17 protein-coding genes are annotated in these 19,986 nt (G+C 67.9%); 13 read left to right on the forward strand and 4 right to left on the reverse strand.

All coding sequences use genetic code 11. From position 1 onward, the window contains the following. Nucleotides 1-34 precede the first annotated feature (34 nt). Together ACOQOP_RS16560 and ACOQOP_RS16565 are read left to right on the forward strand one after the other, a co-directional pair. Nucleotides 35-850 (forward strand): SH3 domain-containing protein, encoded by an 816-nt coding sequence (locus tag ACOQOP_RS16560; RefSeq protein WP_420562921.1) that lies wholly within the window; start codon nucleotides 35-37, stop codon nucleotides 848-850. Continuing rightward, nucleotides 850-1,869, forward strand: coding sequence for a hypothetical protein (locus ACOQOP_RS16565; RefSeq protein WP_420562922.1), 1,020 nt, complete (start codon nucleotides 850-852; stop codon nucleotides 1,867-1,869). The genes ACOQOP_RS16560 and ACOQOP_RS16565 overlap by 1 nt, the downstream gene beginning before the upstream one ends. A gap of 124 nt (nucleotides 1,870-1,993) precedes the next feature. Here the strand turns inward: ACOQOP_RS16565 and ACOQOP_RS16570 are convergent, their stop codons facing one another. The 4 genes from ACOQOP_RS16570 to ACOQOP_RS16585 are packed head-to-tail and all read right to left on the reverse strand — an operon-like array spanning nucleotide 1,994 to nucleotide 5,443. Further along, nucleotides 1,994-3,112 carry a CaiB/BaiF CoA transferase family protein gene (locus tag ACOQOP_RS16570; RefSeq protein WP_420562923.1) on the reverse strand — a complete coding sequence of 373 codons (1,119 nt, stop codon included), beginning with the start codon at nucleotides 3,110-3,112 and terminating at the stop codon, nucleotides 1,994-1,996. Beyond that, nucleotides 3,112-4,269, reverse strand: coding sequence for an acyl-CoA dehydrogenase family protein (locus ACOQOP_RS16575; RefSeq protein ID WP_420562924.1), 1,158 nt, complete (start codon nucleotides 4,267-4,269; stop codon nucleotides 3,112-3,114). Before ACOQOP_RS16575 ends, ACOQOP_RS16570 begins: the two co-directional genes overlap by 1 nt. A 39-nt stretch (nucleotides 4,270-4,308) precedes the next feature. Next, a complete protein-coding gene (locus ACOQOP_RS16580) occupies nucleotides 4,309-4,890 on the reverse strand; it encodes a thiamine pyrophosphate-dependent enzyme (protein ID WP_420562925.1) in 582 nt (193 codons plus the stop codon). A gap of 1 nt (nucleotide 4,891) precedes the next feature. Next, the gene (locus ACOQOP_RS16585) at nucleotides 4,892-5,443 is read right to left on the reverse strand and encodes a thiamine pyrophosphate-binding protein (protein ID WP_420562926.1); all 552 of its coding nucleotides are present in this window, start codon (nucleotides 5,441-5,443) and stop codon (nucleotides 4,892-4,894) included. Nucleotides 5,444-5,550: 107 nt separating this feature from the next. Here ACOQOP_RS16585 and ACOQOP_RS16590 point away from each other — a divergent pair, with 107 nt between their 5' ends. The 11 genes from ACOQOP_RS16590 (at nucleotide 5,551) to ACOQOP_RS16640 (ending at nucleotide 19,961) form a co-directional block, all read left to right on the forward strand. Continuing rightward, on the forward strand, nucleotides 5,551-6,489 hold the full coding sequence (locus ACOQOP_RS16590) for a LysR family transcriptional regulator (RefSeq protein WP_420562927.1): 939 nt from the start codon (nucleotides 5,551-5,553) through the stop codon (nucleotides 6,487-6,489). Nucleotides 6,490-6,525: 36 nt separating this feature from the next. Further along, nucleotides 6,526-7,494: a LysR family transcriptional regulator gene (locus ACOQOP_RS16595; protein ID WP_420562928.1), complete on the forward strand. Its 969-nt coding sequence runs from the start codon at nucleotides 6,526-6,528 to the stop codon at nucleotides 7,492-7,494. 282 nt (nucleotides 7,495-7,776) lie between these two features. Next, the gene (locus ACOQOP_RS16600; protein WP_420562929.1) at nucleotides 7,777-9,318 is read left to right on the forward strand and encodes an ABC transporter substrate-binding protein; all 1,542 of its coding nucleotides are present in this window, start codon (nucleotides 7,777-7,779) and stop codon (nucleotides 9,316-9,318) included. An 81-nt stretch (nucleotides 9,319-9,399) separates the two neighbouring features. After that, a complete protein-coding gene (locus ACOQOP_RS16605) occupies nucleotides 9,400-10,317 on the forward strand; it encodes an ABC transporter permease (protein WP_420562930.1) in 918 nt (305 codons plus the stop codon). Between the two features lie 10 nt (nucleotides 10,318-10,327). Beyond that, nucleotides 10,328-11,224 carry an ABC transporter permease gene (locus ACOQOP_RS16610; RefSeq protein WP_420562931.1) on the forward strand — a complete coding sequence of 299 codons (897 nt, stop codon included), beginning with the start codon at nucleotides 10,328-10,330 and terminating at the stop codon, nucleotides 11,222-11,224. A 10-nt stretch (nucleotides 11,225-11,234) separates the two neighbouring features. Further along, the gene (locus ACOQOP_RS16615; protein WP_420562932.1) at nucleotides 11,235-12,263 is read left to right on the forward strand and encodes an ABC transporter ATP-binding protein; all 1,029 of its coding nucleotides are present in this window, start codon (nucleotides 11,235-11,237) and stop codon (nucleotides 12,261-12,263) included. Next, nucleotides 12,260-13,231: an ABC transporter ATP-binding protein gene (locus tag ACOQOP_RS16620; RefSeq protein WP_420562933.1), complete on the forward strand. Its 972-nt coding sequence runs from the start codon at nucleotides 12,260-12,262 to the stop codon at nucleotides 13,229-13,231. Before ACOQOP_RS16615 ends, ACOQOP_RS16620 begins: the two co-directional genes overlap by 4 nt. Nucleotides 13,232-13,275: 44 nt before the next feature. Next, nucleotides 13,276-14,709, forward strand: a complete 1,434-nt coding sequence (locus tag ACOQOP_RS16625; protein ID WP_420562934.1) for an amidase — start codon at nucleotides 13,276-13,278, stop codon at nucleotides 14,707-14,709. A 101-nt stretch (nucleotides 14,710-14,810) separates the two neighbouring features. Further along, entirely contained in the window at nucleotides 14,811-15,893 is a 1,083-nt protein-coding gene (locus ACOQOP_RS16630) for a TauD/TfdA family dioxygenase (protein ID WP_420562935.1), read from the forward strand. Between the two features lie 236 nt (nucleotides 15,894-16,129). After that, on the forward strand, nucleotides 16,130-18,325 hold the full coding sequence (locus ACOQOP_RS16635; protein WP_420562936.1) for a N,N-dimethylformamidase beta subunit family domain-containing protein: 2,196 nt from the start codon (nucleotides 16,130-16,132) through the stop codon (nucleotides 18,323-18,325). Nucleotides 18,326-18,356: 31 nt separating this feature from the next. Further along, nucleotides 18,357-19,961 carry a gamma-glutamyltransferase family protein gene (locus ACOQOP_RS16640; RefSeq protein ID WP_420562937.1) on the forward strand — a complete coding sequence of 535 codons (1,605 nt, stop codon included), beginning with the start codon at nucleotides 18,357-18,359 and terminating at the stop codon, nucleotides 19,959-19,961. Nucleotides 19,962-19,986: the final 25 nt, after the last annotated feature.

The raw sequence follows: 19,986 nt of genomic DNA on the forward strand, positions 1-19,986 counted from the left end.
TCGTTACCAAGCGAAACGAAACAAGGAGGCCGACATGCGACTGCGATACACAGCTCTCGCCCTCGCCGGAGCCCTTGCGATGCAACCGCTCGCCGCCGCTCCCGCCCTGGCGCAGGACGCCAACAGCAACAGCACCCTGGGCATCTCGAACAAGAATATCGGCCGGGTGATCGGCGGCATCGGCGGCGCGCTGATCGGCTCCCAGTTCGGCGGCGGCAGCGGCAAGATGGTCGCCGTCGCGGCCGGCGCGCTGGGCGGGCTGTTCCTTGGCGGCGAGGTGGCCGAATACCTGACCGAGCGCGACCAGCAGGGCATCGCCCAGACCTCCCAGCAGGCGCTGAACACCGGCCAGACCCAGACCTGGACCAACCCGGACACCGGCCTGACCACCACCGCCCAGGTGCAGGACGTGAGCTACCGCCCGGCGCCCTCGGCCACCGCGACCAATGACAACAGCAAGCTCGCCTGGCGGGTGCCGACCATGCAGCTCGTGGGTGCCGACTACGCCGCGACGACCAAGACCAATGTGCGCGGCGGCCCGAGCACGAACTACGCGATCATGGATCAGCTCGAAAAGGGCGAGACCGTCCGTGTGGTCGGCAAGGTCGCGAACGAGAACTGGTACATGATCTCGCGCAACGGCATCGGTAAGGGCTTCGTCTTCGGCGACCTGCTGCGCCGGGCCGATACCGGCACCTACACCGCCGAGCGGCCGCAGTCCGGCGCCACCCAGGTGAACGCGCGTGAGTGCTCGATCATCACCCAGCGGGTGGAGGCACCGAACGGCCGCACCGAGACCCGCGAGGCGCAGGCCTGTCAGCGCGCCGACGGAACCTGGGAGCTGGTGTAATGGCTCGGAACCCCGCACAGATGATCCGCGCCGCCGGCCTGTCGCTGATGCTGGTGCCGGCCACTCTCGCCTCCGCCTCGGCCGCCGAGCGGCTGGTGGTCCAGGAGCCCGACCTTCTGGTCGTGGTCGACCGGGAGGTCGGCTGCGGCGAGATCACCGAGCTGACCCTGCGCTCGTCCGACCGCGACCTGTTCCGCAAGGAGAGTGCCCGCATGCAGCGGGTGGTCGACGGCACCCGGGCGATCCTCGGCTTCGAATGCGCCCGGATCCCGGCCTTCAACATAACCGGCGAGGACAGCCAGACCGGCGAGGTGCTGTTCCGCGGCACCGCCGGCGATCCCACCCGCTGGCTGGTGCAGTCGAGCCAGGCGCTGGCCGCCGCCCCGTCGGGCACCGGCTCGACCGTCGGCAGCGGCGCCTCCGGCGGAAGCACCGGCACCACCGGCAGCGGCACCGTGTCGCTCGGCGGCGATGCCGTGGGCGGGGTGCGCACGGGCATGACGGTGGCCGAGGCCTCCAATGCCGCCGGCGACGACTTCCCGGGCAAGCCGGTCTATCGCCGCGACCTGCAGGCGCTTGTCGCGGGCGATGAGGATTGCGTCGGCCGGCTGCAGAGCCGCACCCGCCTGATCGCCGGCCAGCGCTGCCTGGTGGCCCAGACCGTGGAGAGTGATCCGCCGCGGGTCTATCAGACCATCCTGCACCAGGCGGTGGACCAGGATCAGCGCGAGCAGATCGTCGCCCAGCTCGAACAGCAGTTCGGCCGCCCCGCTAAGCGGGAGCGTGGCGAGTTGCCGGGGTCGAGCTGGAACAATGCCGGGAACAAATACGCGCTGCTCTCCTGGCGTGCCCCGCTGGAGCGCCCGATCGAGGCCTCGGCCCGGCCGAGCGGCATCGATCCGGTGACCTACGCGCTGGAGGCCCTGGTGGTCAGCTACGGCGACACCACCGAGGTCACCGTATGGTCGACGGACACCACCCTGCTGAGCCGCAATCCGCAGATCAAGGCGAAGTTCTGAGCTGTCGCTCGGCGTTGAGCCTGCCGTCAGCCCCGGTTCCCCGCCGGGGCTGAACTCGTTTAGGGCATGTCGAAGGGCGGGGCGTGTCGCGCCGAAGGGCGAGCGGAGTCCTCGACGGACCGCCCTACCCCAGATCCAGCGTCTTATGCTCCCCCACCGCCGGCACCGGGCCATAGGTACGGGTCTCGCCATCGACGATAGCCGCCGGCGCCGGGTAGGAGACCGGACCGTTGGGGGTCTCCACCGTCACCCGGCGCACATGCGGATGGGCCGAGAGCGCGTCCATGTCGTTGACCCGGGCGAAGGCCACGTCGGCCTTGTCCAGCATCGCCTCCAGATCGTCGGCGGTGTGCCTGGCAAAAACCTCGGCGACCAGACCGTCGGTCTGCGGCCGGTTGCGGACCCGCAGCACGTTGGTCTTGTAAAGCTCGTGCACCGTCAGCCCCTCGTCGCCCAGGACATGGCGGGCGAGGTTGGCCCATTCCCGCTCGCTCTGGATCGAGATCAGGATCAGCACCCCGTCCGACGAGGCGAAGGCGCCGTAGGGCGAGATCGAGGGGTGGGCGAGACCGATCCGCTTGGGCGACTTGCCACCCTCGTGGTTCAGCAGCGGCACGGTCTCCCAATCGGCCATGACGTCGAACATGGAGATCCGGATATCGGCCCCGTCCCCATGGATCCCCCGGCCGATCAGCGCCTCCAGGATGGCGGCGTGCGCCGTCGCGCCGGTCGCGATGTCGACCACAGAGATGCCGACCCGGGCCGGCCCGTCCGAACCGCCGGTAATGGAACACAGGCCGGATTCCGCCTGAATGAGAAGGTCGTAGGCCTTGCGCTGGGCCAACGGGCCGCTGTCGCCATAGCCGCTGATCGAACACATGATCAACCGGGGATGGTCCTTGCGGATCTGCTCCAGCGGGAAGCCGAGACGGCCGATGGCGCCGGGCTTCAGGTTCTGCACCAGCACGTCGGCCTCGGCGATCAGCTTGCCCAGGGTCTGCTTGCCCTCGGCGCTTGCCAGGTCGACCACCAGGGATTCCTTGCCCCGGTTCAGCCAGACGAAATAGCTGCTCTGTCCCCTGGCCACGTCGTCGTAGCCGCGGGCGAAGTCGCCCTCCGGCCGCTCGATCTTGATCACCCGCGCGCCGGCATCGGCCAGCCGAGAGGTGCAGAACGGGGCCGCCACCGCCTGCTCCAGGGCGAGGACGGTCAGACCCTCCAGGGGACGGTTTTTCGACACCATCAGAAGGACCGGGGCAGGCCGAGGATGTGCTCGGCGACGTAGCTGAGGATCAGGTTGGTGGAGATCGGCGCCACCTGGTAGAGCCGGGTCTCGCGGAACTTGCGCTCCACGTCGTATTCGGTCGCAAAGCCGAAGCCGCCATGGAACTGGATGCAGGCATTGGCCGCCTCCCAGGACGCCTTGGCGGCCAGGTACTTGGCCATGTTGGCCTGGGCGCCGCAGGGCTGGTTGGCGTCGAACAGCCGGCAGGCCTCGAAGCGCATCAGGCTGGCCGCCTCGATCTCGATATAGCTTTCGGCGATCGGGAACTGAACGCCCTGGTTCTGGCCGATCGGCCGGCCGAACACCACGCGCTCCTTGGCATAGGCGGAAACCTTGTCGATGAACCAGTGGCCGTCGCCGATGCACTCGGCGGCAATCAGGGCCCGCTCGGCGTTCAAGCCGTCGAGGATGTACTTGAAGCCCATCCCCTCCTCGCCGATCAGGTTCTCGGCCGGGATCTCCAGGTTGTCGAAGAACAGCTCGTTGGTCTCGTGGTTGACCATGTTTTGGATCGGCTTGACCTCCAGGCCGTTGCCGATCGCGTCCTTCAGGTCGACGATGAAGATCGACATGCCGCGCGACTTCTTCTCCACCTCCTCCAGGGGGGTGGTGCGGGCCAGCAGGATCATCAGGTCGGAATGCTGGATGCGCGAGATCCAGACCTTCTGGCCGTTGATGACGTAGCGGTCGCCCTTGCGCTCGGCCTTGGTCTTGATCTTGGTCGTGTCGGTGCCGGTGGTCGGCTCGGTCACGCCCATGGACTGCAGCCGCAGCTCGCCGGATGCGATCTTCGGCAAATAATACTGCTTCTGTTCGTCCGAGCCGTGCCGCAGCAGCGTGCCCATGTTGTACATTTGGCCGTGGCAGGCGCCGGAATTGCCGCCCGACCGGTTGATCTCCTCCATGATCACGGAGGCTTCGGTGAGGCCGAGACCGGACCCGCCGTACTCCTCCGGGATCAGGGCGGCCAGCCAGCCGGCCTTGGTGAGCGCGTCGACGAACTCCGCCGGATAGCCGCGTTTCTCGTCCACCGCGCGGTGATATTCCGGCGGAAACTCGGCGCAGAGCGCGCGCACGGCGTCACGAATGTCGGTGTAGTCGTCAGCAGGCGTCACCTGTTCCTCCGAAGCTGTCTGGTCTTTTTACGGCTGCGCTCAGAGTGTCGGATGACCGAGCGCGTGACGGAAGCGGTTCTTTACATAGACCCCGTCGCGCGGAGGCAAGACGCGATCGACCTCGCCGACATCGATCTTCACCGTGGCGAAGCTGGTACCGGCCCGGGCATGCATGCGCTCGCGCAGCTCCGCCACCCCGGCCATATCGCTGACGACCTTGGTCCAGGGGAAGTTCGCCGCCGCCGCCATGCGCGACAGCTCGATGCCCCGGCCCGCGTGGCTCTGCTGCATCCCGGTCTCGCCGTAATGGCCGTTGTCGAGGACGGCGAAGGTCAGGTTCGGCGGCAGCACCTGGCCGATGGTCGCCAAGGCACCCAGCCCCATCAGCATTTCGCCGTCGCCGGTCAGCACCAGCACCGGGCGGGTGCGCTGGCTCATCGCCAGGCCGAAACCGACGGTGGCGGCACTGCCCATGGCGGCCCAGAGGTAGTAATTGTGGTCGTGATCGCCGGCGGCCATGGCGTCGTAGCTGGGCGAGCCGAGGCCGGTGACGACCAGCAGGTCGCCGCGATCCTTTAGGAGTTCCGCGGTCACGGCGCGGCGGTCGAGCAATCCGGTCATCTCACTTCACCCACTTCTTCTCACCGATCAGCCGCTGGCCGAGCAGGACCGCACAGGCCTCGTCGCCGTTGAACGCCATGGTCGCCGCACCCTGGATCAGGGGGGCGACCTCCTCGGGATGGTCGGCGCGCCAGGTGCGCACGCCCATGAGCTTGAGGGCGGCTTCGGTCGCCTGACCCATCGGGTTCTGCCACGGATTGAACTCCGCCCAGTCGCCACGCATGGTCACCAGCATCAGCAGCGGGAACCTGCTCATCGCCTGCAGCGCCAGGGTGTTCAGGCAGTTGCCGACGCCGCTCGACTGCATCAGCAGCGCGCCCCGCTCGCCGCCGAGCCAGGCACCGGCGAGGTAGCCAATCCCCTCCTCCTCGGTGGTCAGAGCGAGCGAGGTGATCTCGTTGTCGGCCTCGGCCGAGCGGATCGCGGCGGCATGGCCGGCGTCGGGCACGTAGACCACGTGTCGGACATCGAAGCGTCGCAGGATCGGCAGAACCTGATCCTGCCAGGTCTCTCCAGGCTGGGTTTGGCCCCTCTCGGCCATCATCGCGGTCATCTCGCCTCCAGAAATCGCTCATCAGCGGCGAGTAACGGGGTACCGAGACACAAAGCCGAATACGAGAAGCATATTTCTTAATCAGATATGCCATGATTTAATAGCTTATGGATCTGCGGCAGCTGAAGACCTTCCTGCATGTGGCCGAGCTCGGCAGCCTGAGCCGCGCCGCGGACCGGCTGCACACCGCCCAGCCGGCACTCGGCCGGCAGATCCGGCTGCTGGAGGAGGAGCTGGGCGGCGCGCTGTTCTCCCGCCACGGCCGCGGCATGGTCCTGACCGACACCGGGGCGCTGCTGGTGGAGCGGGCAACGGCGATCCTGCGCATGGTGGAGGATACCCGCGAGGCGCTGACCGCCTCGCTGGGCGCGGTCAGCGGCGCGGTGAGCCTGGGCGTCTCGCCGACGGCGGGCGAGGTCCTGTCGGGCCGGCTGGTGGAGCGGTTCCTGCGCGACTATCCGCAGGTGACGTTCCGCATCGTCCCGGCCTTCAGCGGCTATCTGGCGGAGATGCTGCAGCGCGGCGAGATCGATCTGGCGGTGATGTACCAGACCGCCGCGATCCAGAACATTCCAAGCGAACCGCTGATCCAGGAGACCCTGTTCCTGGTCGGCGCCGCGTCGACCGCGCTGGATCTGGAGACCCCGAGCGACTTCGCCAAGCTGGCCGATCTGCCGCTGGTCCTGCCCGGTCCCCGGCACGGGCTGCGCATCCTGCTGGAGAACGCCGCCCGGCAGGCGGGGGTCGCCCTGCGGGTGACGGTGGAGGCCGAGGCGCTGCAGACCCTGAAGGAACTGGCGGTGCGCGGGCTCGCCCATACGGTGCTGCCGCTGCCGGCGATCCACCCCGAACTGAGGGCCGGGACGTTGCGGGCGTCACCGATCGCCAACCCGACCCTGGACCGCCGGCTGATCCTGGCCCGCTCCATCGTGCGGCCTGCCTCGCGGGCCGTGCGGGTCTTCGCCGATACCCTTCGGGCGGAAACCGCGGATATGGTGCGTGACGGCGTGTGGCAGGGCGAGCTGCTGCTCGACCGGCCGGCCTGATGGTGCTGGCGATGGAAGTGGATGGAGGGACCGGCCATGAGCAGCGACACACCCTCGGGCTACCGCGACGGCATCGCCAGCCGGCTGTTCCGCGACGTGCTGAAGATCCGCCACCTGCGGATCCTGGCCGCCCTCGACCAGATGCGGCAGATCACCAAGGTCGCCCGCGCCTTCAACGTCACCCAGCCGGCCATCTCCAAGCAGATCGCCGAGCTGGAGCGTGAGCTGGGCACCCCGATCATCCATCGCCAGGGCAATTCGGTCGCCTTCACCCCCGCCGGCACGGTGCTGGTGCGCCATGCCAAGGACGTGCTGTCGCGGATCCAGCGTACCGAGTTCGACATCGAGGCCCTGCGCAAGGGGCTGGGCGGCAACGTGCGGATCGGCGTGGCCTCCAGCCTGATGCCGACCATCGTGCCGGAGGCGATCCGACTGATGATCCAGGCCGCCCCGTCCTGCGTCGTCACCGTGTCGGAAGGGCATTTCGGCCAGATGCTGCCGCTTCTCTATGCCGGCGACCTGGACCTGCTGGTCATGCGGATCTGGAAGCCGTTCACCGTGGAGGGGGTGGAGCAGCTCTCCCTCGGCCGTGAACCGCTGGTGGTGGTGGCCGGCACCGATCATCCGCTGTCCCGGCAGAAGGAGATCAGCTGGGAGACCGCCCTGGAATGGCCCTGGCTGAAGGCCGCATCCGGATCGCTCGCCGCGGACGGCATGAACGAGTTCCTGGCGGAGAAGGGTCTTGGCCCCATGCCGGGCCAGATCGAGGCCGCGTCCATCGTGCTCAGCCTCAGCATGATGCGGCTGATGCCCTGCCTCGCCCTGTTCCCCGAGCGCCTGGCCCGCTACCATTCCGCCCGGGGCGAGCTGTCGATCCTGTCGATCAGCACCGGCGGTTATCTGTCGGAGTCGAACTGCTTCTGGCTGTCGAGCCAGACGGACGAAACGGTGACCCTTCTCCGCGAGTGTCTGGTTCAGGCGGCCCGGGACCTGTTCGACAACTGACCCGTCCACATAACCATTTAGTTATGCTGCGGGCGCGAAATGTAATTTGTTGCAGTTGGAAGCGGCTGTTAGCGTTTCACCTGAGGGGAGAATTCGGGTCGCATCCACGCCGCGCTCAACCGGCCTCAAGAGCCGGATCGACATTACCATTTTCGCGGATCGAGACCGACCGTTTCTCCCAGATCGGGGGCGATACCTGTCCGGCATCCCTGTCGGCGCAGGCATCGAGAGTCACCCGCCCCTAAGATGGCGGGCCATGACCAAACACGGAGGTAAACGGATATGACACAGAGGACGTCGCGACGCGCCGGCTTGAAGGGGCTGGCTGTCCTGGCCGCTCTCGGCACGGCCGCGTGGCTGCCGACCCCGGCCCTGGCCGGCAAGGCGGACGACACGCTGAACATCGCCTGGGACCGCGAGCTGCCGAACGCCGACTACTACTTCAACAACTCGCGCGAAGGCATCGTCGTCAACCGGCTGATCTGGGACAACCTGATCTACCGCGACCCGAACACCGGCGAGTTCCACGGCCTGCTGGCCGAGAGCTTCGAGATCGTCGACGACACGACCTTCGAGTTCAAGCTGCGCAAGGGCGTGGTGTTCCATAACGGCGAGGAGTTCGATTCCGGCGACGTGGTCGCCACCATCAACTTCCTGCTGAAGCCCGACACCGGCAAGCTCGCCCAGCAGGGCGTGGACTGGATCAAGGGTGCGGAGGCGATCGACGACTACACCGTGCGGATCTACGCGCTCGAGCCGACCCCGCTGGCCACCCTGTACCTGGCGGGCGACGTGCCGATCTATCCGGAGAAGTACTACGCCGAGGTCGGCCCGAGCGGCATGGGCGAGGCCCCGGTCGGCACCGGCCCGTACAAGGTCACCAAGCTGGTTCCCGGCAAGGAGATCGTGTTCGAGGCCAACGAGAACTACTACGAAGGCAGCCCGAAGGGTCAGCCGGCGATCGGCAAGATCCACCAGCGGACCATTCCCGACGTGAACACCCAGATCGTCGAGCTGACCTCCGGCAAGCTGGACTGGATCTGGAAGGTTCCGGCCGACCAGGCCGAGAAGCTGGCCACCCTGCCCAGCCTCAACGTCATCTCCGCCGGCACCATGCGCGTCGGCTATCTGACCTTCGATGCCGTCGGCAAGTCGGGCGACAATCCGTTCCAGGACGTCCGCGTCCGTCAGGCGGTGGCCCATGCCATCGACCGCAAGGCGATCGTCGACAACATCGTGCGCGGCGCGTCTGAAGTGATCCACTCGGCCTGCTTCCCGGAGCAGTTCGGCTGCACCCAGGACGTCACCCAGTACGAGTACGATCCGGAGAAGGCGAAGGCGCTGCTGGCCGAGGCCGGCTATCCGGACGGCTTCCGCACCGAGTTCTATGCCTATCGCAACCGCGACTACCTGGAGCCGATGCTCGGCTTCCTGCAGCAGGTGGGCATCGAGACGGACCTGCGCTACGGCAAGTACGCCGCGACCCGCGACGCGATCCGGTCCGGCAAGGTGCCGCTGGCGTTCATGACATGGGGCTCCGGCTCCGTGCCGGATGTCGATGCCATCGCCCCGGTGTTCTTCGGCGGCGGCCCGGACGACCTGGCCCAGGATCCGGAAGTGCAGGCGGCCCTGGCCAAGGGCGGCGGCACCGTGGACACGGACGTCCGCATCGAGGCCTACAAGACCGCGCTGAAGAAGATCGCCGCGGAGGCCTACTGGCTGCCGCTGTGGACCTTCAACACCAACTACGCGATCTCCCAGGAGGTCGACTGGACGCCGACGGCGGACGAGATCCCGCGCTTCTTCCTCGCCAAGTGGAAGTAAGCTAGGCACCCGCGGCCGCCCCGCCGGCATCCGACCGGCCGGGGCGGCCGCACCTCACATCCTCTAGCTGATGGCGCTGCGATGCTTGTCTACACCGCAAAACGCTTGCTCCTGGCCGTGCTCGTCAGCCTGACGGTCTCGGCCCTGGTGTTCAGCCTGCTGTATCTCAGCGGCGATCCGGCGACCGCGCTCGCCGGCGAGCGCGCCAACGAGGCCGACATCCAGGCGATCAAGGCGGCCTACGGCTTCGATCAGCCGGTCTATATCCAGTATTTCAAGTGGCTGGCCGGCGCGGTGCAGGGCGAGTTCGGCGAGTCCGTCTATTTCCGCATGCCGGTGATCGACCTGATCGTGGAGCGCCTGCCGGTGACCATGATGCTCGGGGTCAGCGCCATGACCTTCGCGCTGCTGCTGTCGATCCCGCTCGGCGTGCTGGCGGCGATGTACCAGAACAGCCTGATCGACCGCGCCGCCCTGCTGCTGGCCGTCGTCGGGCAGGCGATGCCCAGTTTCTGGTTCGCCCTGATGCTGATCGTGCTCTTCGCCTACTGGGTCCCGATCCTGCCGGCCAGCGGCTCGGATTCCTGGCAGCATTTCGTGCTGCCGACCATCGTGCTCGGCTACTACGCGACCCCGGCCTTCATGCGGCTGACCCGCACCGGCCTGCTCGACGTGCTGTCCTCGGATTACGTCCGCACCGCCCGCGCCAAGGGCCTGAGCCCGGCCAAGGTGCTGTTCAAGCACGCCCTGCGCAATGCCATCATCCCGGTGGTCAGCCTGGCCGCGGTGCAGTTCGGCTTCATGCTCACCGGCTCGATCATCATCGAGACCGTCTTCGCGCTGCATGGCGCCGGCTTCCTGGCCTGGGAGTCGATCTCCCGGTCGGACTTCCCCACGGTGCAGGCGGTGCTGCTGCTGTTCTCGTGGTTCTACATCATCCTCACCTTCCTGGCGGATCTGCTGAACGCCTGGCTCAACCCCAGAATCCGGGTGGCTTGAGATGTCGGTCATGAACTCCACCGCCCCCAGCGCCGAGCAGATCCTGGCCCCCACACCGGGCCAGATCCTGCGCCGCCGGATCTTCGGACACCGGGGCATCGTCATCGGCGGCGGGATCTTCTTCACCATCGTGGCGATGGCCCTGCTGGCGCCGCTGCTGGCCCCCTACGACCCCTACCACCAGGACCTGATCCACCGCATGGCGCCGCCGGTCTGGCAGGAGCGCGGCACCTGGGACCACATCCTGGGCACCGACCAGGTCGGCCGCGACTATCTCAGCCGACTGATCTACGGCGCTCGGATCTCGCTGCTGATCGGCGTCATGGCGGCCCTGATCTCCGGTATCATCGGCACTGCCATGGGCGTGGCCGCCGGCTATTTCGGCGGCAAGGTCGACATGGTCGTCACCTTCCTGATCACCTGCCGGCTGTCCCTGCCGGTGATCCTGGTCAGCCTCGCGGTGGTCGCCATCGTCGGCGGCTCGCTGGAGATGGTGATCCTGGTCCTCGGCCTGCTGCTGTGGGACCGCTACGCCGTGGTCATGCGCTCCAGCACTCAGCAGATCCGCTCGCTGGACTACATCGCCGCCGCCCAGGCCGCCGGCTGCTCCACCTGGTACATCCTGGCCCGCGAACTGCTGCCCAACGTGATGAACCAGCTCATCGTCGTGGCGACCCTGGAATTCGCCCACGCGGTTCTGCTGGAGGCGGCCTTGAGCTTCCTCGGCCTCGGCGTTCAGCCACCGCTGCCGTCCTGGGGCCTGATGATCTCCGAGGGTCGGAACTACATCCTGTTCGACCCCTGGCTGATCGCCATCCCCGGCACCGCCCTGTTCCTGCTGCTGCTGGCCGTCAACCTGCTGGGCGACGGCGTGCGCGACGTCACCGTTCCCGAAAACCGGGCCTAGGAGACGCACGATGACGACTACGCTCAGCGTGGAGAACCTGCGCGTCTCCATCCCGCTCGCCGCCGGCACCCTGCATGCGGTGCGCGGCATCAGCTTCGAGGTGGCCCGGGGCGAGACCCTGTGCCTGGTCGGCGAGTCCGGCTGCGGCAAGTCGCTGACCTCGCTCGCCCTGATGAACCTGCTCCCCAGCCGCGCCAAGCGCGAGGCGGACCGCATCGCCTTCGACGGCTCCGACCTGCTGAAGCTCGGCGAGCGCGGCATGGCCAAGGTGCGCGGCAACACCATGGCGATGATCTTCCAGGAGCCGATGACTTCGCTGAACCCGGCCTACACCATCGGCAACCAGTTGGAAGAGGGCATCCGCCTGCACAAGGGCGTGTCGGCGAAGGAAGCGCGGGACCGGGCGATCTACCTGCTGGAGAAGGTCGGCATCACCGCCGCCGCCAGCCGGCTCGGCCAGTACCCACACCAGCTCTCCGGCGGCCTGCGCCAGCGCGTGATGATCGCCATGGCGCTGATGTGCAGCCCCGACCTGCTGATCTGCGACGAGCCGACCACCGCCCTGGACGTGACGATCCAGGCGCAGATCCTGCACCTGATCAAGGACCTGCAGCGCGAGTTCGACATGGCGGTGATCCTGATCACCCACGATCTCGGCGTCGTCGCCCGCGTCGCCGACCGGGTGGCGGTGATGTATGCCGGCGAGATCATCGAGAGCGGGGCCGTCGGCGAGATCTTCAGCCGGCCGACCCATCCCTATACCCAGGGGCTGCTGAACTGCATTCCGGTCCCCGGCAAGACACGGCAGGGCGAGCGGCTCGGCACCATCCCGGGCATCGTGCCGTCGATGATCGGCGAGATGTCCGGCTGCGCCTTCGCCAACCGCTGCGACTACGCCCAGGACATCTGCCTGCAGCCCTTGGAAACCCGTGACATCGTGCCCGGACACGCTGTGCGCTGCGCCCGCGCCGAGGAGGTGCAGGCGCTGACCGCAGGAACGCTTCAGGCGGGGTCCATCCAGTCGGGGAGCCCGGCATGACCAGCACACCGATCCTCGAAGCCCGCGACCTGCACTGCACCTTCCAGGTCCGCCAGGGCATGTTCCAGCCGAAACGCGCGCTGCGCGCCGTCAACGGCGTGTCGCTCAGCATCGAGAAGGGCGGCGTGCTGGGCCTGGTCGGCGAGTCCGGCTGCGGCAAGTCCACGGTCGCGCGCATGCTGCTCGGCCTGCAGGAGCCGACCTCCGGCACCCTGGCGATCGCCGGTCAGCCGCTGGAGGAGATCGGCCGCAAGGAGCTCGCCAAGCGGGTCCAGCCGATCTTCCAGGACCCCTATTCCTCCCTCAACCCGCGCAAGACGATCGGCAGCATCATCACCTTGCCGCTCTACATCCACAGCGTGGGCGACAAGGCCGACTGGCGGCGCAAGGTCGAGGACATCATGGACCTCTGCGGCCTGCCGAAGCGGGCCTACGACATGTATCCAAGCCAGCTTTCCGGCGGCCAGCGCCAGCGCGTCGCCATCGCCCGCGCCCTGGTGATGCGGCCGGAGATCGTGATCTGCGACGAGCCGACCTCCGCCCTGGACGTGTCGGTGCAGGCGCAGATCCTGAACCTGCTGCTGGACCTGCAGAAGGAGCTGGGGCTCACCTACGTGCTGATCAGCCACAACCTCGCCGTGGTCGAGCTGATCGCCACCAAGGTCGCCGTCATGTATCTCGGCCGGATCGTCGAGGAGGCGGAGGGACAGGCCTTCTTCGCCAAGCAGCGCCACCCCTATTCGGAAGCCTTGCTGGCCTCGGTGCTCACACCCCAGGCCGGGCTCGGGGTGCCGGACGCCCAGCTCGGCACCACCTTCCCGAACCCGATCGACCCGCCCCCGGGCTGCGTCTTCCATCCGCGCTGCGTGCATGCGGGTGGTGTGTGCAAGACCACCGCGCCGAAGACCATCCGCGACGGCCGCGGCCTGGTCGAATGCCACCTGTTCGACGACGCCGTGACCGTCTGACCCGCCCTCGACCATCTCTCGCATCTGCATCAAGGAGACCGACCGTGACAGAGCCGTGTGACCTCTCGGCCGTGGAGGCGCGCCGCCTGATCGGCGCCAGGCAGCTCTCGCCGGTGGAGCTCCTGGCCTCCTGCAGGGCTCGGATCGAGGCGGTCAACCCGACCCTGAACGCCGTTCCCACCACCTGCTGGGACCGGGCGGAGGGCGAGGCGAAGGCGGCCGAGGATGCGGTGATGCGCGGCGACGACCTGCCGACCCTGCACGGCCTGCCCATGGGGGTGAAGGAGACCATGGTGAGCGGCGGTGTGCGCACCACCTTCGGCTCGCCGATCTTCGCCGACAACGTGCCGGCGAAGGACGAGCGCCTGGTCGCCGTCGCCCGCCAGGCCGGCGCGGTCGCCATCGGCAAGACCAACGTCCCGGAGTTCGGGCTTGGCGCCAATTCCACCAACCCGGTCTTCGGCTCGACCGGCAATCCGTTCGACCCCAAGCGGGTCTGCGGCGGCTCCTCCGGCGGCTCGGCGGTCGCGCTGGCCACCGGCATGGTGCCCGTGGCGCTTGGCTCCGACACCGGCGGCTCCCTGCGCACGCCGGCGGCCTACTGCGGGGTGGTCGGCTACCGTCCGACGCCGGGCCTGGTGCCGATGTCGAACCGGGCGTCGGGCTGGAGCTGCATCTCGGTGCAGGGGCCGATGGGCCGCGACGTGGCCGACATGGCCATGCTGCTGTCGGTGCTGGCCGGCTCCGACCCGGTCGATCCGCTGGCCTGGCCGGTCGATCCGGCCAGCTTCCTCGATCTGCCGAAGGTCGACCTTTCCAGCCTCCGGGTGGCGGTGTCCGAGGATCTCGGCTTCGCCCCGGTGGACGACCAGATCCGCGAGACCTTCCGGGCGGCGATCAAGGATCTGCAGGGCGCGTTCGGCGAGGTGGTCGAGGTCGATCCGCCGCTGCAGAATTCCGACGAAGTTTTCGCCATCCTGCGCTCCCTGCAGTTCCTCGACCGGTTCCGGCCGCATTACGAGACCAAGCGCGACCTGCTCGGCCCGAACGCGATCGAGAACTACGAGGAGGCGCTCGGCTACAGCTTTGCCGACGCCGCCTGGGCGCAGAACGAGCAGACCGCCATGTACCGCCGCCACCTCGCGTTCATGCAGGACTACGACATCCTGCTGTCGCCCATGGCCGCGGTGCCGCCGTTCCCGGTGGAGCAGCTCTATCCCACCCATATCAACGGCGAGAAGCTGCGCAGCTACTTCCACTGGCTCGGCCTGTCCTACGGGATCACCAACGTCTCTCACCCGGCGATCACCCTGCCCTGCGGCCTTGACCCGACCGGCGCGCCCTTCGGCCTGCAGGTCGCCGGCAAGCGCTATGGCGACCACCGGCTGCTTGGCATCTCGGCGTCGCTGGAGGCCTATATGGCGACGATCCCGGCCCGGTCCCGCCCGGTGCCGGATATCATGGCACTCTCCGCCTGAGCAGTATGCGACGGCACCGGCTGGACGCAGTCGGTACCTTTACCGCCATTTTCGCGGCCGATAGCATCACCCGATAACAATCAAGACAATCGGGTAGGAACATGCCGCAAGACTTCGACACGTCGGCCGCGTGGCGGGCCGAGGATCTGGACCGCGACCGCCGCTGGGTCTTTCCCCTGGCCGATGCCGACCGGGCGCGGATGGCCGAGGCGGTCAAGGCCGCCTATGTGCCGGACCGCGACCTTCTCGATTACCGCCGCGAGGAGTTCGATCTCGGCCCCGGTCTGGAGACGGTGAAGGCCGCCGCGCGGGAAGCCCATTTCGGCCTCGGACTCTCCCTGGTGAAGGGCCTGCCCCGCGCCGGCATGAGCCCCGAGGAGTTCCGGCTGCTGAGCTGGGCCATCGGCCTGCATCTCGGCGTCGCCCGGCCCCAGGGCAAGGCGACCCACTACCTGTCGGAGGTGAAGTCGGCCGGCATGGACTACCGGTCGGCCGGCGGGCGAGGATACAATTCCAACGCCAAGCTCGACTTCCACGTGGACAGCTGCGACCTGGTCACGCTCGGCTGCTACAACAAGGCCAAGGCCGGCGGCCAGAGCATGGTGACCAGCAGCGTGTCGGCCTGGCAGACCCTCGCCGCCGAGCGTCCGGACCTGGCCGAGGTCGCGCTTCAGCCGTTCTACTTCAGCCGCAATCAGGAGGAAGCGCCGGACGAGGCGCCGTTCTATCCCCAACCGCTGTTCGATTTCGAAGGCGGACGGCTGTTCTGCAAATGGAACCGGAACCGGGTCCGCACCGCCCAGGACCTGGAGGGCGTGCCGCCGATGAGCGACGCCCAGCGCGAGACCGCCGATTATCTGGATGCAATCCTGCGCCGGCCGGAGCTGATGTTCACCATGTGGCTGGAGCCCGGCGACCTGCAGATCATGAACAACCACGTCGCCCTGCATTCGCGCACGGAGTTCGAGGATTTCGAGGCACCGGAGGAGAAGCGGCTGCTGCACCGCCTGTGGCTGGCGCCGCCGGATTCCGTGCAGCTTCCCGAAAGCTGGCGGGTCTATTTCCGGGCAACCGAGCCCGGCACCGTACGCGGCGGCTTCCGCGGCCATTGCTACGACGAGACCCGCCGCGCCTTCGAGCAGCGCCAGGCGGCCAGCCTCGGCATGCCCACCGCCATCGCCTGAAAGACACAAGCTACGGCGCTCCGGCGGGGAACGGCGCGCCGATCCAGGCGGTCGGCACCCTGTCCGAGGGCAAGGCCGACGTTTTTGCTCGCCCTATACTGGATGAGTGTCTTCCCAGGCATCGCGATCGACCTCACCATGCGGAGGTTCCCGTGGGCGACGGCCTGCGCGGCGCCCACGAGACCACACCATCCGGCGCGCCCGCGCCGACCGCTCCATCTTGCAGAGGGACCGCCATGCTTCCGCTGACCGGCTATCCGGACCGCCTGTCCGCCACGCCCGGAGGTCGCATCGAGTTCAAGGTGTCCTCCACCTTCGAGGACGACTACACGATGGACGTGGTCCGCATCCGCCACGGCGATCCGAACCCGGCCGGCCCGGGCATGAAGCTGATCGACGTGCCGATGGCGTCGGGCACCTATCCCTCGCGCCTGCAGCCGGTCCATCTCGGCTCCTATGTCCGGGTCGAGGGTCATCCGCCATCCGGCACGATGGGCGGCCCCTTCACGATCGGCGCCACCGTCTGGCCGACCCTGCCGGCCAAGGGTGTGCAGACCGTCCTCTCCACCCTGGATGCCGTCGCCGGCGAGGGCTTCTCGCTCGATATGGGGCCGAGCGGTGTCACCCTGCGGATTGGCATGGGCGGCGGCACGGTGGAGACCCTGTCCCTCGGCAAGACACCGCGCTCGCGCTACTGGTACCGGGTCTTCGGCAGTTTCGACGCCGCCACCGGCACCCTGTCGGTCTCGCAGACCCCGTTGAGCCCTCAGGTGATGTGCGACGACACCGGCTCCGCAAGCCTGCAGGTCTCGGGATCTCCGGTGATCACCAGCAGCAAGCCTCTGCTGATCGCCGCCGAGCCGGGCCGCGTAGTCTGCAACCACTTCAACGGCAAGATCGAGGCCCCCTTCGTCGCCTCCCGGGTCCTGAGCGCGGACGAGGTCGTCTCCGTCCTCGCCGGCACAGCCGTCGACGGCCTGGTCGCCGCCTGGGATTTCGGCCAGGAGATCTCCGGCCAGAGCATCGTCGACACCGGCCCGCACGGGTTGCACGGCAGCACCGTCAACATGCCGACCCGGGCGATGAAGGGGTCCACCTGGACCGGCGAGGAGATGTCCTGGCGCCACGCTCCGGACCAGTACGCCGCGATCCATTTCCATGAGGACGATCTCTACGACTGCGGCTGGGAGACCGACTTCACCATCGAGATTCCGGCCGACGCCAAGAGCGGCCTGTACGGCGCGCGGCTGCGCTGCGGCGAGGCGGAGGACATCATCCCGTTCTATGTCCGCCCGAAGACCGGCACCAGGCAAGCCGATATCTGCTTCCTGGCCTCCACCTTCACCTACCAGGTCTACGGCAACCACGCCCGCGGCAATGTCGACCACGCCTTCCGCACCCGGATGAAGAACTGGGGCGCCTATCCGCATAACGCCGAGGACGTGCCGGACTACGCCCATTCGACCTACAACTACCATCCGGACAACAGCGGGGTGTGCTTCTCCTCCCGACTGCGCCCGCTGCTGACCATGCGGCCCGGCTACCTGACCTTCTGCGACAGCCGCGGCTCCGGCCTTCGCCACTTCCCGGCCGACACCCACCTGATCGACTGGCTGGAGGAGATGGGCCACGACTTCGACATCGTCACCGACGAGGATCTGGACGACGAGGGCGTGGACATCCTGAAGCCCTACAAGCTGGTGATTACCGGCTCGCATCCGGAGTACCACACCCCCGGCACGCTCGACGGGTTGCAGGCCTTCGTCGATGGCGGCGGCCGGTTCATGTATATGGGCGGCAACGGCTTCTACTGGCGCGTCGCCCGCCACCCGGACATCCCCGGCATGATCGAGATCCGCCGGGCCGAGGGCGGCATCCGCGCCTGGGCGGCTGAGCCGGGCGAGTACTTCAACCAACTCGACGGCGGCTATGGCGGGCTGTGGCGGCGCAACGACCGGCCGCCGCAGAAGCTGGCCGGCGTCGGCTTCTCCAGCCAGGGCGCCTTCGAGAGCTCCTACTTCAAGCGCAAGCCGGGCAGCGACAATCCCCGCGTCTCCTGGATCTTCGAGGGCGTGGACGACGAGGTGCTGGGCAACTTCGGCCTGTCGGGCGGCGGCGCCGCCGGGTTCGAGCTGGACCGCGCCGATACCCGCCTGGGCACGCCGGAGCACGCGATCGTCGTCGCCTCGTCGGAGAACCACCAGGAGAGCTTCATCCCGGTACTGGAGGACCAGCTCTCCCAGCGCAATACGGCGACCGGCGTGACCCATGCCTCGCTGATCCGGGCCGACATGACCTATTTCGAGGCCCCGAACGGCGGGGCGGTGTTCTCCACCGGCTCCATCACCTTCTGCGGCAGCCTGTCCCACAACGGCTACCGCAACAACATCTCCAAGATCATCGACAACGTGGTGAAGCGCTTCTCGGCGTAGCCCTCCAGCAGAAGAAGACGGAAAAACCGACATGGCTGACGTGACCTACATCGCGGGGCGCTCCCCTGTTCGCGGCGTGAGCGGCATGGTCGCCGCGGCCCATCCCTCGGCAGCCGCCGCCGGCGCCCAGATCCTGCGCGAGGGGGGCAACGCCTTCGACGCGATCGTGGCCACCGCGGCGGCCCTGAACGTCTGCGAGCCCTTCATGTCCGGCCTCGCCGGCAACGGTCTCGCCACCATGTACATCGCCAAGGAGAAGCGGGTCCGCTCCCTCGACTTCACCCCGCCGGTGCCGATCAAGTTCGACCCGACCTCCACCACCAAGGACGAGATCGCGGCCGGTCCGAAGGCCCCCGGCGTGCCGGGCAACCTGGCCGGCTGGAACACCATCAACAAGACCTACGGCACCAAGTCGCTCGATGTGCTGTTCAAGGAGGCCGTGCGCCTCGCCCGGGTCGGCGTGCCGGCCTCGGCCTTCTACGCCCGGCTGATGGATTTCTGCCTGGACCGCAACTACCCGGACCTCTGGCGCGAAACCTATCTCGATCCCCTCGGCAAGAAGGAAGCCGGCCGGGTGCTGCGCCAGCCGCTGCTGGCCGACACCCTGGAGGCGATCGGGTCGGAGGGCATCGGCTATCTCTATGGCGGCCCGCTCGGCAAGACCATGACCGAGCACCTGCAGTCGATCGGCGGCGTGATCTCCATGGAGGATCTGGAGCGGGTCGACCCGCAGTTCATGGAGCCGATGCAGGTCGATTATCGCGGCCTGACCATCCACACCGTGCCGCCGCCCGCCGAATCCTTCCAGATGCTGCTGTCCCTGGCGATGCTGTCGGGCACCGATATCGGCACCATGGACCATCTGGGCCCGGATCATCTGGACACCGTGTTCCGCTCGATCCGCATCGCCTCGGAAATGCGCCTGACCTACAACAAGCGACCGCGCGCCGAGATCGAGGGCCTGTTTGAGGCCGATGTGATGGACCGGCTGCGCACCCGCCTGATGGACGGCAAGCCGGTGATCGGCCGCACCGAACAGTGGGGTGCCGGTCCGATGAGCGAGACCGACTGGACCAAGCAGCACACCACCTCGTTCTCCGCCGCCGACGCCGAGGGCAACCTCATCTGCGTGACCCAGACCCTGGGCGGTATTTTCGGCTCCGGCGTGGTGATCCCGGGCACGGGGGTGTGCATGTCCAACTACCTGAACTGGGGTGACCTTGAGCCGGACTCGCCGAACTACCTGGAGCCGGGCAAGGCCTGGGCCTCTGTCGTGGCACCGTCCATCGGCACCGTCGACGGCACCGGCGTCCTGGCCCTCGGCACCCCGGGCAGCTACGGCATCATGCAGACCCAGACCCAGGCCTATGTGCATTACCTCGATTACGGCCTCGACCTGCAGGCCGCGATCGAGGCGCCGCGGGCCCGCCTGTGGGACGGCGCACGGGTCGAGCTGGAAAGCCGGGTTCCGGCGGCGACGGTCGAGGAGTTGAGCAGGCGCGGCCATGCGGTGGAACTGGCGCCACCGTTGACCATGAGCTGTGGCGGCATGCAGGCGGTGTCCTTCGTGCTAGAGACCGGCGCGATGGTCGGCGCGGCAGACCCCCGGCGGGATGGGTCAGCGGTTCCGGCTTAGGGCGCGAACGCACGCGCTGTCGATC

The sequence above is a fragment of the Thalassobaculum sp. genome, from assembly GCF_965223715.1.
Taxonomy (GTDB): domain Bacteria; phylum Pseudomonadota; class Alphaproteobacteria; order Thalassobaculales; family Thalassobaculaceae; genus Thalassobaculum.

Bases quoted from the DNA above. Each gene is read 5' to 3' on its own strand.
- ACOQOP_RS16560 (WP_420562921.1), top strand. From the start codon at position 35: ATGCGACTGCGATACACAGCTCTCGCCCTCGCCGGAGCCCTTGCGATG.
- ACOQOP_RS16565 (WP_420562922.1), top strand. From the start codon at position 850: ATGGCTCGGAACCCCGCACAGATGATCCGCGCCGCCGGCCTGTCGCTG.
- ACOQOP_RS16570 (WP_420562923.1), bottom strand. From the start codon at position 3,112: ATGGTGTCGAAAAACCGTCCCCTGGAGGGTCTGACCGTCCTCGCCCTG.
- ACOQOP_RS16580 (WP_420562925.1), bottom strand. From the start codon at position 4,890: ATGACCGGATTGCTCGACCGCCGCGCCGTGACCGCGGAACTCCTAAAG.
- ACOQOP_RS16585 (WP_420562926.1), bottom strand. From the start codon at position 5,443: ATGACCGCGATGATGGCCGAGAGGGGCCAAACCCAGCCTGGAGAGACC.
- ACOQOP_RS16590 (WP_420562927.1), top strand. From the start codon at position 5,551: ATGGATCTGCGGCAGCTGAAGACCTTCCTGCATGTGGCCGAGCTCGGC.
- ACOQOP_RS16595 (WP_420562928.1), top strand. From the start codon at position 6,526: ATGAGCAGCGACACACCCTCGGGCTACCGCGACGGCATCGCCAGCCGG.
- ACOQOP_RS16600 (WP_420562929.1), top strand. From the start codon at position 7,777: ATGACACAGAGGACGTCGCGACGCGCCGGCTTGAAGGGGCTGGCTGTC.
- ACOQOP_RS16605 (WP_420562930.1), top strand. From the start codon at position 9,400: ATGCTTGTCTACACCGCAAAACGCTTGCTCCTGGCCGTGCTCGTCAGC.
- ACOQOP_RS16610 (WP_420562931.1), top strand. From the start codon at position 10,328: ATGAACTCCACCGCCCCCAGCGCCGAGCAGATCCTGGCCCCCACACCG.
- ACOQOP_RS16615 (WP_420562932.1), top strand. From the start codon at position 11,235: ATGACGACTACGCTCAGCGTGGAGAACCTGCGCGTCTCCATCCCGCTC.
- ACOQOP_RS16620 (WP_420562933.1), top strand. From the start codon at position 12,260: ATGACCAGCACACCGATCCTCGAAGCCCGCGACCTGCACTGCACCTTC.
- ACOQOP_RS16630 (WP_420562935.1), top strand. From the start codon at position 14,811: ATGCCGCAAGACTTCGACACGTCGGCCGCGTGGCGGGCCGAGGATCTG.
- ACOQOP_RS16635 (WP_420562936.1), top strand. From the start codon at position 16,130: ATGCTTCCGCTGACCGGCTATCCGGACCGCCTGTCCGCCACGCCCGGA.
- ACOQOP_RS16640 (WP_420562937.1), top strand. From the start codon at position 18,357: ATGGCTGACGTGACCTACATCGCGGGGCGCTCCCCTGTTCGCGGCGTG.